Below are 12,720 nucleotides of genomic sequence, written 5' to 3'. Positions count from 1 at the left end.
CGGACGGTGAGCGTAGGAACTTCCATCCTGGAAGACCTCGACCCCTATCCCGACAGCGACGCGGCCCGGACGTCTACACCGTCAACTGCGAAGAGCCCGTTTTGCACGATGCGACCGTCGCGCATCACGGCGATACGGTCGCCGAGGAACATCGCCTCGTTGAGGTCGTGGGTGATGAACACGATCGTGCGTCCGAGCTCGCGCTGCAGTTCGACGAGCTGTTCCTGCATTTCGCGACGGATGAGGGGATCGAGGGCGGAGAAAGCCTCGTCCATGAGCAGCATGTCGGTGCCGGCCGTCAGGGCCCGAGCGATGCCGACGCGCTGGCGCATGCCACCGGAGAGCTGGTCGGGAAGGGCGTCGACACGGTCGCCGAGCCCGACCCGGTCGAGGATCTCCCGTGCGCGCTCCCGACGCTCGGCCTTGCCCACGCCTTGGATCTCGAGCGCGTAGGCCGCGTTGTCGAGCACGCTGAGGTGCGGTAGCAGCGCGAAATGCTGGAAGACCATCGACACCGACTCGCGGCGGATGCTGCGCAGCTGCGCGGCGGAGGCCGTGGTGACGTTGCGGCCGTTGATCGTCACGTCGCCCGCGGTCGGGGCGAGCAGCCCGTTGAGCATGCGGATGATGGTCGACTTGCCCGATCCGGACAGTCCCATGATCACGAAGATCTCGCCGCGGTTGACGGTGAAGCTGGCGTCGACGACGGCGGCCGTCCCGGCATCCGCCACCTCGGCGCGGGACTGACCGGCGCGCAAGCGCGCGACGGCATCCTTCGGATCGCGTCCGAAGACTTTGAACAGATGCCGCGCCTCCAACAGGGGCGCAGCGGAAACAGCGTCGGTCACAGAACACCTCGGCAGCCCGGTGCACAGGCTGCATCGGTCACGCCCGGGTGACGGCCACTCGCGCTCGGGCAGAGCGCTCGGCACCGGACATCGGATCCGGGCACAGGCCGCCGACCTTACGTCCGCCGGTGCCAACGGGCACGACAGCGGTCGCGGACTGGTCTGGGGGTCGACCCCGCGTGGGGCCGCCACCACCGTTTCATCCGGTGAATGCGCACGCAAATTGGACGCGACGCCGACTTCTCGCTATCGCGCGCACGCGGAGACCGCGGCGCTCCGGCAGCGCTTGACGCCGTCAACGTTCTATGGTTACTTAGTCAAGTAACTAACCAATTCACTGGATGCCGGGAGGCCACGTGATCGATGAGGGACGCGCGCTCTTCGTGCAGATCGCCGAGAGCGTCGAGGACTCCATCGTGGACGGGAGCCTTCCCGAAGACACCCGCGCGCCGTCGACGAACGAACTGGCGGCGTTCTACCGCATCAACCCGGCCACGGCCGCGAAGGGAGTGAACATGCTCGTGGAAAAGGGCGTGCTCGTCAAGCGCCGCGGAATCGGCATGTTCGTGGCGGCAGGCGCCCGCGAGAGCCTGCGCGCCGAGCGCCGCGCCGCCTTCGCCGCCCGATTCATCCAGCCCCTGCTCGCGGAGGCGCACACGCTCGGCCTCAGCGCCGACGAACTCGCTGCCATGGTCCGCGACCAGGCGGCGGCCCACCCCACATCGACCCCGGAAGGAGGCGCCCGATGACCGTCGTCCAGGTGACCGACCTCGTCAAGCGCTACAAGAACGCCGCTGCTCTGGACGGGGTGTCCCTCACCCTCCAAGAGAACGTCATCTACGGCCTGCTGGGCCGCAACGGCGCCGGCAAGACGACCCTGATGTCGATCCTGACCGCCCAGAACTTCGCGACGAGCGGCGAGGTCAGCGTCTTCGGCGAGAACCCGTACGAGAACAGCCGCGTGCTGGGCCGGATCTGCTTCGTGCGCGAGAGTCAGCGCTATCCCGACGACGCCCGACCCGTCCACGCCTTCCGGATGGCGGCGATGTTCTTCCCGCACTGGAACCAGGATCTCGCGGACGAGCTCATCGATGCGTTCCAGCTGCCCATGAAGACGCGGATCAAGAAGCTCTCCCGCGGGCAGCTGTCGGCGGTCGGTGTCATCATCGGACTCGCCTCGCGCGCCGAGCTGACGTTCTTCGACGAGCCCTACCTCGGACTGGATGCCGTCGCGCGCCAGATCTTCTACGACCGTCTCCTCGCCGACTACGCCGAACACCCCCGCACGATCGTGCTGTCCAGCCATCTCATCGACGAAGTCGCCGACCTCATCGAACGGGTGATCGTCATCGATCGCGGGCGCATCATCCTCGACGAGGAGACCGATGCCGTCCGCGGCCGGGCCTCGACGATCATCGGCGACGCCGTCGCCGTCGACGCCTTCACCGCGGGGCGCGAGGTGCTTCACCGCGAGAGCCTCGGCCGCATGGCCAGCGCGACCCTGCTCGGCGAACTCGACACGCAGGACAGGGCACAGCTGGCGGCATCCGGGCTCGAGGTGGGTGCGGTCTCTCTGCAGCAGCTGATCGTCCGCCTCACCCAGCACGACACCGAATCCTCGGTCGCGGCGAGCGCCGCCGCCACCACCCCCGCCGAAGGAGCACGCCGATGAACCGGGTTCTCACCGTCACTCGCATGCAGTTCGTCAACAAGTACACGTTCGTGTGGCTGCCGCTGATCATCCTCGTCGTCAGCCTCGTGCTCTCGATCGCGATCTTCGCGCTCATCCCCTACGGCGGGGCGAAGTACGGCGGCGGAAGTCAGGCCCCGATCTGGTACTTCTTCGGCCTCGGCATCATGTCGCTGAGCTACACGTTCCCGTTCTCTCAGGCGCTCAGCATCACCCGTCGGGAGTTCTTCTTCGGCACGATGCTCGCGGCCCTGGTGACGGCCGTCCTGCTGGGCGCCGTCTTCGCCGTCGGCGGCGCGATCGAACGCGCCACGGGCGGCTGGGGTGTCAACGGCTACTTCTTCTCGCTGGACTGGGTGTGGACCGCCGGCCCCTGGGGCGCCGGGCTCTTCTTCGCCGTAGTGGCGATGGTGCTCTTCGTGGCCGGGTTCTGGGGCGCGACGCTCTACCGCCGCTTCGGCGCTCTCGGGCTGACGCTCACGCTGTCGGGCGTGGGGGTGCTGCTGATCGCCGCCCTGTGGCTCGTCGGGCGGATGGATGCCTGGGCGTCGGTATGGACATGGCTCGCCGGCCTGGGGCCGATGGGGCTGACGGCGGTGCTGGCTGTGCTCACGGTCGTCCTCGGCGCCGCATCGTTCCTCACGCTGCGGCGCGCCACCCCCTGACCCGGCGGCGCCGTCGCCCGGCCGCAGGAATCAGTCGGCGGCCGCGGCGGCGGCGTGGTGGCGGATCACTTCGGCGACGACGAAGTTGAACCACTTCTCGGCGAACTCGGGATCGAGGTCGGCCTCCAGCGCGAGCCGACGCAGACGTGCGATCTGCTGCTCTTCACGAGCGGGGTCGGATGCCGGCATCCGATGCTCCGCTTTGAGCACCCCGACCTGCTGCGTGCAGCGGAAGCGTTCGGCGAGCATGAAGATCAGCGCCGCGTCGATGTTGTCGATGCTGGCACGCAGGCGCTGCAGGTGAACGGCGGCGTCGGTCATGGGCTTCCTCTCGTCCTCGCCGACATTACCGCCTCTCCCAGCGGCATCCGCTGACAGCCCTAGAGTGTGACCATGGCAGCAGCATCCAACGAGCCCCGCCCGCGTTCCCTCCGGCGTGGGGCGAAGACCGCGGCGGACTCCGACCGGGCGAGACCGACCGACGGTGCGGTGTCGTCCGAGGCTGCTGCGCATCGCTCACACACGGGACGCGCGGTGTGGACGACCCTGAACCGCCCCTTCGTCGTGGGCTTCTTCCTGACGCTCGGCGGCCTGGTGGCGATCCTGCTGGGCATGGCCGTCACCAGCTTGGTCACGGTGTGGATCTACGTCGCCTTCGCCCTGTTCGTCGCTCTCGGACTCAACCCCGTCGTGCAGCGCCTGCAGCGGCACGGCGTCGGCAGAGCCTGGGCGATCGTGATCGTGTACTTCGCCCTGGCGCTGCTGCTCGTGGCCGTGCTGTGGCTCATCGTGCCCACGGTGGTGCGCCAGATCGCCCAGTTCATCACGGACATTCCCACCCTCGTGACGTCCTTCCAGCAGACCGACCTCTACCGCTGGGCCCGCGATCAGTTCGGCGACCAGGTGCCCGCGATCGTCGCCGAGGTGCAGAAGTTCCTCACCGATCCGGGCCATCTGGCGGCGATCGGTGGGGGCGTGCTGCAGATCGGCATCTCCATCGGCACCACGATCTCCGGGATGATCATCATCATCGTGCTGAGCCTGTACTTCCTCGCCTCGCTGCCCGAGATCAAGCAGGCGTTCTACCGCCTGATGCCCGCGCGCAGTCGCTCATTGACCGCCGACCTGACCGAGCAGATCACCGAGTCCGTCGGTGGCTACCTGGGCGGCATGGTGGTGCTCGCCTTCTTCAACGCCGTGGTGAGCTTCATCCTCTACACGGTGCTGGGCCTGCCGTTCCCCGCCCTGATGGCGGTGGTCGCCTTCTGCCTCACGATCATTCCGCTCGTCGGTACGGTGCTGTTCTGGGGCATCGCCTCGGTGGTCGCCCTCTTCGCCAGTCCCCTGTCGGCGCTCATCTTCGCCGTCGCGTATCTGGTCTACATGCAGCTCGAGGCATACGTGCTCACCCCGAAGGTGATGAACAAGGCCATCGCCGTGCCCGGCGCACTCGTGGTGATCGGCGCCCTCGTGGGCGGCACGCTCATGGGTCTGCTCGGCGCCCTCGTCGCGATTCCCGTGACGGCATCGATCCTGCTCATCATCAAGAAGGTCTTCATCCCCAAGCAGGATGCCGCGACCTGAGCCCCATCGGCTTCCCGACCCGGCGGCCCTCGGCGGCGACCTCAGGATGCCGCGAGCAGGCAGGTGGGCGACGGGGCGTCCACGCGGCGTCGGGCGCGCCCCGGCACCCCGGTGCGCTCATCCAGCGTGAGCGCGGCGATCTCGTCGGAGCGCTGACCCGCCACGAGGAGGGTGTCGCGCACGACGACGTGATGCCGCGGCCAGTCCACGCCCGAGTCGACGAGCGCGATCGAACGCAGCTGGGCCCCGTCACCGCGCACCTCCACGACGGCGATCGTGTTCGAACCGCGCAGCCCCGCGTAGACGAAGCGACCGTCGCGCGAGAAGGCGAGCTCTGCGGCGGCGTCTCCGGCGAGAGCGCCCGGTGACAGCGCGACCCCGGCGACGACCCGCCACTGCCCGCTCGCATCGTGGGCCAGTGCGTAGAGCTCGTTCGACAGCTCGGTCACCACGAACAGATGCTCGGAGGGATGCCATCGACTGTGGCGCGGCCCGGTCTGCCGCGCAAGCGCGACGTCGCGCGAGCCCTGCGTCCCCGTGCCCCGCCAGAAACGCGCGAGATCGAGCCCGAGATCGGTCGTCGCCATCGTGTCGCGCGGCAGGAACCGCACGTGGTGCGCGCGCGACGGTCGCGTCTGCTGCGACATGCCGGCGAGAGCATACGGATCGGACGCAGCGGCCAGAACGGTCGGCTTCGACGGGCGACCCTCGGCATCCAGCGACATGCGCACGAGGCGCCCGTCGCCCCAGCAGGCCGCGATCAGTGCGTCGCCGGCCGGGGCGACATCGATGTGGCAGACGGCCTCGCCGGCTTCCAGCGCACCCCCGTGCGGAACGAACCTCTCGTCGCCGATGCGGCGATAGGCCTGCACCACACCGCGCCCCTCGAGCGCGGCGTAGACGACCGCACGCGTCGGATGCCACGCGAGCCACGACGGCGAGTCGGCGCGCACCGCGACCTCCGTGCGCCGGGCGAGCTCTCCGCCGGCCGACACGTCATCGGCGTTGCCCGCCAGGAGCGTTCCGACGCCCTCCGCGCGGCCGCCCATATCGGCGGAGTATCCGCCGAGGAAGAAGCGCACCTCAGTCGACGAGATCGTGACGCACGATGACCGCGTCACGGGCGGGCCCCACGCCGATCACCGAGATGCGCGTGCCGCTCATCGCCTCGAGAGCCAGCACGTACTCCTGCGCCGGGACGGGCAGGTCCTCGAAGCTCCGTGCGCCGGAGATGTCGTCCTGCCAGCCCGGGAAGTACTCGAAGATCGGGGTCGCGTGGTGGAAGTCGCTCTGATTGACCGGGACCTCATCGAACCGCTCGCCGTCCACGTCGTATGCGACGCACACGGGGATCTGCTCGAGTCCGGTGAGGATGTCGAGCTTGGTGAGGACGAGGTCGGTGATGCCGTTGATGCGGGTCGCGTAGCGCGTGATCGGCGCGTCGTACCAGCCCACGCGGCGGGGCCGACCCGTCGTCGTGCCGAACTCGAAGCCGCGCTTGCGCAGCCACTCGCCCTTGTCGTCGAACAGCTCCGTCGGGAACGGGCCGGAGCCCACGCGTGTCGTGTAGGCCTTGACGATGCCGACGATGCGGTCGAGGCGGTTGGGGCCGACGCCCGAACCGGTCGAGGCGCCGCCGGCGGTGGCGGAGGAGGAGGTCACGAACGGGTACGTGCCGTGGTCCACGTCGAGCATCGTGGCCTGGCCGCCCTCGAAGACGACGACGTCACCGGCATCCAATGCCCGACTGAGCAGCAGCCCGGTGTCGCAGACCATGGGGCGCAGGCGCTCGACGTAGGAGAGCAGATCGTCGACGACCTCGTCGACGGTGATGGCACGGCGGTTGAAGACCTTGACCAGCAGGTGGTTCTTCTGATCGAGCGCACCCTCGACCTTCTGGCGCAGGATGTTCTCGTCGAAGAGGTCCTGAATGCGGATGCCGACGCGATTGATCTTGTCGGCGTAGGTCGGACCGATGCCGCGCCCGGTCGTACCGATCATGCGCTTGCCGAGGAAGCGCTCGGTGACCTTGTCGAGGGTGCGGTGATACTGCGTGATCACGTGTGCGTTGGCGCTGATCTTCAAGCGCGACGTGTCGAGGCCCCGGGCGTTGAGCGCCTCCAGCTCGGCGAACAGCACCTCGAGGTCGACGACGACGCCGTTGCCGATGACGGCGTTCACGCCGGGCGACAGGATGCCGGAGGGCAGCAGGTGCAGCGCGTACTTCTCATCGCCGATGACGACGGTGTGACCGGCGTTGTTGCCGCCGTTGAATTTGACGACCCAGTCGGTGCGCTCACCGAGAAGATCGGTGGCCTTGCCCTTGCCTTCGTCTCCCCACTGGACGCCGACGATCACGATGCCTGGCATGGACTGCTCCCCCGTTTTCGGCCTTCTGGCGCATATCGGACGGTTGCACCGGGAATGCCGGTACACCCCATCCTATCGAGCAGCCCGTGCTGCGCTCCGACGCTGCGCGGGCGGGGCGGGCGGGCGATCATCACGCCCGCCCCGCCGGGCGCATCCGTCAGACCTCGCGGCGGCGGCGGCGCGTCAGCAGCACGATGCCGACGATCACACCCGCGATACCGAAGCCGGACACCCCGAGCACGAGCGCGGAGCTGCCACCGGTCGCGGGCAACGGCTTGTCGAAGCGGTTGTCGACGCCGATCGCGATCGTCGTGTCGGCGCCGATGACCACGCTGGCCGGGTCGGCGGAGTGGCCGGCTGCAGCTCGAGGAAGAGGCGGACCTTGAACACCTCGCCGGGCTTCATGCGGTTGCCGTCCGACGGCCACGTGAACGTGACCGTGCGCCCGTCGGGGCTGAGACCCACCGTGACCTTGTCGGAGAGAAGACCGTCGGCCTGCTTCGTGAACACGGGCGCCGGCGTCGCCAGGTAGTTCAGCTGCGCCGGAAGCGTGTCGTGAGTTCCGAGACGGTGAGGAAGCCGGTGCCGGTGTTCTGGAACGTCAGGTCGAACGGCACGGGCAGAACGTAGTGGATGGATGCGTGGCTATGCGAATCCGGTGACCCCCGCGGCCGTGAGAGCCCGCACCCGCAGGTTGCACCGCCGCCCCTCAGTAGACTGAGGTTCCATGTCGAAGGTCCTTCAGTCCCTGCCCGTCGGCGAGCGCGTCGGCATCGCCTTCTCCGGGGGGCTCGATACCTCCGTCGCCGTCGCATGGATGCGCGACAAGGGCGCCGTCCCGTACACCTACACCGGCGATCTGGGCCAGTACGACGAGGACGACATCGATGCGATCCCCGGTCGCGCCCTGCAGTACGGCGCCGAGAAGTCGCGCCTCATCGACTGCAAGCCGCTGATGGTCGAGGAGGGCCTCGTCGCCCTCGCCTGCGGTGCGTTCCACATCCGCTCGGGCGGGCGCACCTACTTCAACACGACGCCCATCGGCCGCGCCGTCACCGGCACGCTCCTCGTGCGCGCGATGAAGGAAGACGGCGTCGACATCTGGGGCGACGGCTCGACGTACAAGGGCAACGACATCGAGCGCTTCTACCGCTACGGCCTGCTCGCCAACCCGGCGCTGCGCATCTACAAGCCCTGGCTGGATGCCGATTTCGTCACCGAGCTGGGTGGTCGAAAAGAGATGAGCGAGTGGCTCGTCGCGCACGACTTCCCGTACCGCGACTCGGTCGAGAAGGCATACTCCACCGATGCCAACATCTGGGGTGCGACCCACGAGGCCAAGACCCTCGAGCACCTCGACGTCTCGCTCGAGATCGTCGACCCGATCATGGGCGTGCGCTTCTGGGACCCCACCGTCGAGATCGCGACGGAGGACGTCTCGATCACCTTCGAGGCCGGCCGGCCGGTCGCCATCAACGGCGTCGAGTTCGCCGATGCCGTCGCCCTGGTCAGAGAGGCGAACGCGATCGGCGGCCGTCACGGACTGGGCATGAGCGACCAGATCGAGAACCGCATCATCGAGGCGAAGTCCCGCGGTATCTACGAGGCACCCGGCATGGCGCTCCTGTTCATCGCGTACGAGCGCCTCGTCAACGGCATCCTCAACGAGGACACGCTGGCGACGTATCACGAGCAGGGTCGCCGACTCGGCCGCCTCATGTACGAGGGACGCTGGCTGGAGCCGCAGTCGTTCATGCTGCGCGAGTCGATCCAGCGATGGGTGGGCTCTGCCATCAGCGGCACCGTCACCCTGCGCCTTCGCCGCGGGGAGGACTACACGATCCTCGACACCGTGTCGCCGAACCTGTCGTACGCCCCGGAGAAGCTCTCGATGGAGCGCGTCGGAGATTCCGCGTTCGGGCCGACCGACCGCATCGGTCAGCTCACGATGCGCAACCTCGACATCGCCGACTCGCGGGCCCGTCTCGAGCAGTACGCGGGCCTCGGACTCATCGGCGGCGCGACCGCCGAACTGGTCGGCGACCTCGCGTCGGGCGCGTCGGCGCAGATCACCGGACACGTGGCCCCGTTCGACGAGGCGCGCGAACAGCTCGCGGAGGCGGTCGACGAGGCATCCGAGTCGGCGTCGTTCGACTTCGGCGCCGACTGACAGCGCGCCCACGGCGCCCCGAAACTTGCACAGCAGTGTGCAAGTTAATACACTGACCGGGTGACCACCCCCGCACCCCTTCGACGCCCGAGAAAGGATGCCGCCGCCAACCGTGCCGGCATCCTGCAGGCGGCTGCGACCACCCTGGCGCTCGACCCGTCTGCCTCGATCGACCAGATCGCCCGCGCCGCCGGATTGTCACGGCGTGCACTGTATGGACACTTCGACGACCGCCAGGCGCTGCTCACGGAGCTCATCGCCGCGGGCGCCCAGCGCTTCAACGCGATCGCCTCGTCGCTCCACGAGCCGCATCCCCCGCTCGCTCTCGCACGCTTGACGGCGGCCCTGTGGGCGGAGGCCGCCCACGTGCAGGTGGCCGCCGCGCTCGCGCTCGACGACACCCGCCTCGAGCAGACCGCCACCGCACTCGCACCCCTGCGACGCGCGCTCGTCGGTGTCGTCCGCGCCGGTCAGGACGACGGGACCCTCCGCGTCGACATGGCCGCCCCCACTCTCGCCCGTCTCATCGAAGAGACGGCGCGCGCCGCGGTCAGCCGCATCGACGCCTCGTCGCCGATCGCGACCTCGATCGCCGTCCGCGCCGTCCTGAGCATCGCCGGGCTCTCGTGGCGCGAGTCCGAGGCGCTGCTGAACGCCCACCCCGATGTGCTGGAGGCGAACTGATGCGCGTGCGTCTGGATGAGGTGCAGAAGGGGCGCCGCGGCGAGGCCTTGGGCACGACGAGTCTCACCTATCGCAGCGGCCGCGCCACCCTCGCGGTGGCCGAGACGGAGCAGCGCCCCACGGTGTTGGGCCTCATCGCGTCGGGGCGCATGCGCCCGGATGCCGGCACCGTCGCACTCGACGACGCCACCGATCGCCGCGCCCGCAACGCGCTGCGCCGTCGTGTCGCCCTGATCGATGCTCCCGACGTCAGCGAGCCGGCGCCGAACATCGCCGTCGCCGGAGTCGTCGCGGAAGAGCTCATGTTCGCGGGTCTCGCCTCCGATCCGCTGTCCGCGCGACGCTGGCTCGACGATCACAACCTCCGCTCCTTCGCGCGGCTGCCGATCGCCGACCTCGCGCCGTCGCATCGCCTGAGGATCCTCCTCGAGCTCGCGTCGGCGCGTCCCGGCGTCGACGGTCTCGTGCTTGTCTCGCCCGACCGCCACGGCGGTGACCCCGCGCAGTGGTGGGAGCTCGCCGAGGAGTTCGCCGAGCGCGGGTTCGCCGTCCTCGTGATCGCCGGCGAGGCGGCGGCCGCCGCCCTCGCCGACTCCTCGGCATCCCTCACGCAGCGTCCCTCCAGGGCCCGCGTCCTCAAGCCCAGCCGTGTGCGCCTGCGCACCACCGCACCCCTGGCCGGAGGCCACCGATGAAGATCCCTGCCATGATCGCTGCCGAGCTGCGGCGCCTGACGGCCACGCGAATGTCGGTCATCGCCCTCATCGCGCTCATGCTCGTCCCCGTGCTCTACGGCGGCCTGTACCTGTGGGCCAACCAGGACCCGTACGGGCATTTCTCCGAGGTTCCCGTCGCGCTGGTCGATCTCGACGAGGGGTCGGGGACCGGCGGCGATGCGGCGCAGTACGGCAGCCAGGTCTCACAGCAGCTGATCGACGGTCACGCGTTCGATTGGCGTGCCATGAGCGAGGCGGACGCCGCAACCGCCCTGCACGAGGGGACGGTCGACTTCATCGTCACGATCCCCTCGGACTTCTCCGCGGCCCTCGTCTCCTCCGGCGGCTCCGCACCGCGCCAGGCGACCATCGGCCTGCAGACCAACGACGCCAACAACTACCTCGCATCGACCATCGGCACCCAGGCCGTCGAAAAGATCCGCCGCTCGGTCGCCGAGCTCGTCGGCCAGGAGGCGGCTTCGCGCCTGCTCGGCGGCCTCGCCGACATCCGCGTGCAGCTCGTGCAGGCGGCCGACGGCGCCACGACGCTGGCCGACGGCGCCTCCCAGGTCGCGAACGGCAGCACGACCCTCGCCCAGGGCACGGCGACCCTCGCCCAGGGCGCGGGGACGCTCACCGACGGCGCGAACCAGGTCGCCTCGGGCGCCGCGCAGGTCGCCGACGGAGCGAGCCGCGTCTCCGCCGGCACGGCGACGCTCGACGGCTACGCCGATCGTGCGGCATCCGCGGGGCAGCAGGTGGTCGCCGCCCTCCCGCAAGCTCGCGCCGACATCGCGACGCTGCTGGCCGACCGCGGCGTCGACCAGGCCACGATCGACCGGGTGCTCGCCGCGCTCGATCCCATCGGCGATGCCGCGGTGACGGGCAACGACCGTCTCCAGGCCGCGGTGTCACAGGTCGACCAACTGGCCGACGGGGCCGCGCAGGTGGCCTCCGGCGCGGCGCAGGTGTCGTCGGGCGCCGCCCAGGTCGCCTCGGGCGCAGGCGCTCTGGCCGACGGGGCGAACCAGGCGGCGACGGGAGCCGCGACACTCTCATCGGGCGCGGGCCAGGTGGCCGGCGGCGCGTCGCAGCTGCGCGACGGTCTGGCTTCGGGGGTGCAGGCGATTCCCTACACGGATGCCGCGACCCGCGACGCCCAGGCGAAGACCATCGCCGATCCGGTCGCGGTGAGTTCGAGTGCGCAGACCTCCGCGGGCGATTACGGTGCCGGGCTCGCGCCGTTCTTCGCCGCACTCGCCGGCTGGATCGGCATCTACGCCCTCTTCCTCATCGTCAAGCCGATCTCGCGCCGAGCGGTCACGGCGCTGCGCTCACCGGTCCGAGTCACCATCGCGGGCTGGCTCACCCCGGCTCTCCTGGGCAGCGTCGGCATGGTCGCGCTGTTCGGCGTGCTGTCGTTAGCCCTCGGCTTCCGGTTCGCGAACCCACTCGGCACTCTCGGCATCCTGATGCTCGCCTCCTTCACCTACGCGGCGATCATCCTGGCGCTGAACGTCTGGCTGGGCTCGGTGGGCCAGTTCGTCGGTCTCGTGCTGATGGTGCTGCAGCTCGTGACGGCGGGAGGCACCTTCCCCTGGCAGACGCTGCCGGCACCGCTGGCGGCACTGCACCACGTGCTGCCGATGGGCTACGTGGTCGACGCGATGCGCCAGCTGATGTACGGCGGTGACCTCGCCCGTGTGGGCACGGACATCGGCGTGCTGCTGCTGTGGCTCGGCGGGGCGCTGGCGCTGGCGGCGGTGGGGGTGACCCGGATGACCCACCGCCGCACGCTCCGCGACCTGCAGCCGAGTCTCATCGGGTAGGGCGCGGCGCGGACTCCGCCCGCCCTCCCGCGCCACGTTCCGTATTCAGTCCACGAGAGCACATCGACCAGCCCCACCCGCGGGATTCCGGGTCGGCCGGCCGAGCGTGAGCCGGCGGAGACTGAAGACGGAGCACGGAGGCAGGCGGAGGCAGGCGGGCGCAT

Annotated in this window: 12 protein-coding genes and 1 pseudogene; 8 read left to right on the top strand and 5 right to left on the bottom strand. The window is 69.6% G+C overall.

Annotated elements, in window-relative coordinates:
• Positions 1-101: 101 nt before the first annotated feature.
• Positions 102-848: pseudogene (locus tag ABS64_RS04600) on the bottom strand (ATP-binding cassette domain-containing protein); the annotation flags it as partial.
• 356 nt (positions 849-1,204) lie between these two features.
• Between ABS64_RS04600 and ABS64_RS04595 the strand changes: the two are divergent.
• From ABS64_RS04595 to ABS64_RS04585, 3 genes are read left to right on the top strand one after another with little or no spacing between them, the layout of a single operon-like run.
• Positions 1,205-1,597, top strand: a complete 393-nt coding sequence (locus ABS64_RS04595; RefSeq protein WP_061681240.1) for a GntR family transcriptional regulator — start codon at positions 1,205-1,207, stop codon at positions 1,595-1,597.
• On the top strand, positions 1,594-2,520 hold the full coding sequence (locus ABS64_RS04590) for an ABC transporter ATP-binding protein (protein WP_292681313.1): 927 nt from the start codon (positions 1,594-1,596) through the stop codon (positions 2,518-2,520). The genes ABS64_RS04595 and ABS64_RS04590 overlap by 4 nt, the downstream gene beginning before the upstream one ends.
• Entirely contained in the window at positions 2,517-3,203 is a 687-nt protein-coding gene (locus ABS64_RS04585) for a hypothetical protein (protein ID WP_292681310.1), read from the top strand. The genes ABS64_RS04590 and ABS64_RS04585 overlap by 4 nt, the downstream gene beginning before the upstream one ends.
• A 30-nt stretch (positions 3,204-3,233) precedes the next feature.
• On the opposite strand, the gene ABS64_RS04580 is transcribed toward ABS64_RS04585, so the two are convergent.
• On the bottom strand, positions 3,234-3,524 hold the full coding sequence (locus ABS64_RS04580; RefSeq protein ID WP_016463782.1) for a chorismate mutase: 291 nt from the start codon (positions 3,522-3,524) through the stop codon (positions 3,234-3,236).
• A gap of 72 nt (positions 3,525-3,596) precedes the next feature.
• Here ABS64_RS04580 and ABS64_RS04575 point away from each other — a divergent pair, with 72 nt between their 5' ends.
• The gene (locus tag ABS64_RS04575) at positions 3,597-4,787 is read left to right on the top strand and encodes an AI-2E family transporter (RefSeq protein WP_292681305.1); all 1,191 of its coding nucleotides are present in this window, start codon (positions 3,597-3,599) and stop codon (positions 4,785-4,787) included.
• A 41-nt stretch (positions 4,788-4,828) separates the two neighbouring features.
• Here the strand turns inward: ABS64_RS04575 and ABS64_RS04570 are convergent, their stop codons facing one another.
• From ABS64_RS04570 to ABS64_RS04560, 3 genes are all read right to left on the bottom strand, one after another.
• Positions 4,829-5,869 (bottom strand): beta-propeller fold lactonase family protein, encoded by a 1,041-nt coding sequence (locus ABS64_RS04570; RefSeq protein ID WP_292681319.1) that lies wholly within the window; start codon positions 5,867-5,869, stop codon positions 4,829-4,831.
• Between the two features lies 1 nt (position 5,870).
• A complete protein-coding gene (locus ABS64_RS04565; protein ID WP_036282698.1) occupies positions 5,871-7,157 on the bottom strand; it encodes an adenylosuccinate synthase in 1,287 nt (428 codons plus the stop codon).
• 157 nt (positions 7,158-7,314) lie between these two features.
• The gene (locus tag ABS64_RS04560) at positions 7,315-7,488 is read right to left on the bottom strand and encodes an LPXTG cell wall anchor domain-containing protein (RefSeq protein ID WP_204946392.1); all 174 of its coding nucleotides are present in this window, start codon (positions 7,486-7,488) and stop codon (positions 7,315-7,317) included.
• Between the two features lie 396 nt (positions 7,489-7,884).
• On the opposite strand from ABS64_RS04560, the gene argG reads away from it, so the two are divergent.
• From argG to ABS64_RS04540, 4 genes are read left to right on the top strand one after another with little or no spacing between them, the layout of a single operon-like run.
• A complete protein-coding gene (gene argG, locus ABS64_RS04555; RefSeq protein WP_005054810.1) occupies positions 7,885-9,327 on the top strand; it encodes an argininosuccinate synthase in 1,443 nt (480 codons plus the stop codon).
• 60 nt (positions 9,328-9,387) lie between these two features.
• Positions 9,388-10,011, top strand: a complete 624-nt coding sequence (locus ABS64_RS04550) for a TetR family transcriptional regulator (protein WP_292681297.1) — start codon at positions 9,388-9,390, stop codon at positions 10,009-10,011.
• Positions 10,011-10,706, top strand: coding sequence for a hypothetical protein (locus tag ABS64_RS04545; protein WP_204946390.1), 696 nt, complete (start codon positions 10,011-10,013; stop codon positions 10,704-10,706). Before ABS64_RS04550 ends, ABS64_RS04545 begins: the two co-directional genes overlap by 1 nt.
• Complete coding sequence (locus ABS64_RS04540; protein WP_292681288.1) at positions 10,703-12,556, top strand: YhgE/Pip domain-containing protein; 1,854 nt, start codon at positions 10,703-10,705, stop codon at positions 12,554-12,556. The genes ABS64_RS04545 and ABS64_RS04540 overlap by 4 nt, the downstream gene beginning before the upstream one ends.
• Positions 12,557-12,720 lie beyond the last annotated feature (164 nt).

It is taken from the genome of Microbacterium sp. SCN 69-37 (assembly GCF_001724435.1).
In the GTDB taxonomy this organism is placed as follows: domain Bacteria; phylum Actinomycetota; class Actinomycetes; order Actinomycetales; family Microbacteriaceae; genus Microbacterium; species Microbacterium laevaniformans.
Note: the sequence above shows the minus strand (reverse complement) of the source record. Positions and strands in the feature narration are given on the sequence as shown.

Bases quoted from the DNA above. Each gene is read 5' to 3' on its own strand.
- ABS64_RS04565 (WP_036282698.1), bottom strand. From the start codon at position 7,157: ATGCCAGGCATCGTGATCGTCGGCGTCCAGTGGGGAGACGAAGGCAAG.
- ABS64_RS04585 (WP_292681310.1), top strand. From the start codon at position 2,517: ATGAACCGGGTTCTCACCGTCACTCGCATGCAGTTCGTCAACAAGTAC.
- ABS64_RS04575 (WP_292681305.1), top strand. From the start codon at position 3,597: ATGGCAGCAGCATCCAACGAGCCCCGCCCGCGTTCCCTCCGGCGTGGG.
- argG (WP_005054810.1), top strand. From the start codon at position 7,885: ATGTCGAAGGTCCTTCAGTCCCTGCCCGTCGGCGAGCGCGTCGGCATC.
- ABS64_RS04590 (WP_292681313.1), top strand. From the start codon at position 1,594: ATGACCGTCGTCCAGGTGACCGACCTCGTCAAGCGCTACAAGAACGCC.
- ABS64_RS04545 (WP_204946390.1), top strand. From the start codon at position 10,011: ATGCGCGTGCGTCTGGATGAGGTGCAGAAGGGGCGCCGCGGCGAGGCC.
- ABS64_RS04580 (WP_016463782.1), bottom strand. From the start codon at position 3,524: ATGACCGACGCCGCCGTTCACCTGCAGCGCCTGCGTGCCAGCATCGAC.
- ABS64_RS04540 (WP_292681288.1), top strand. From the start codon at position 10,703: ATGAAGATCCCTGCCATGATCGCTGCCGAGCTGCGGCGCCTGACGGCC.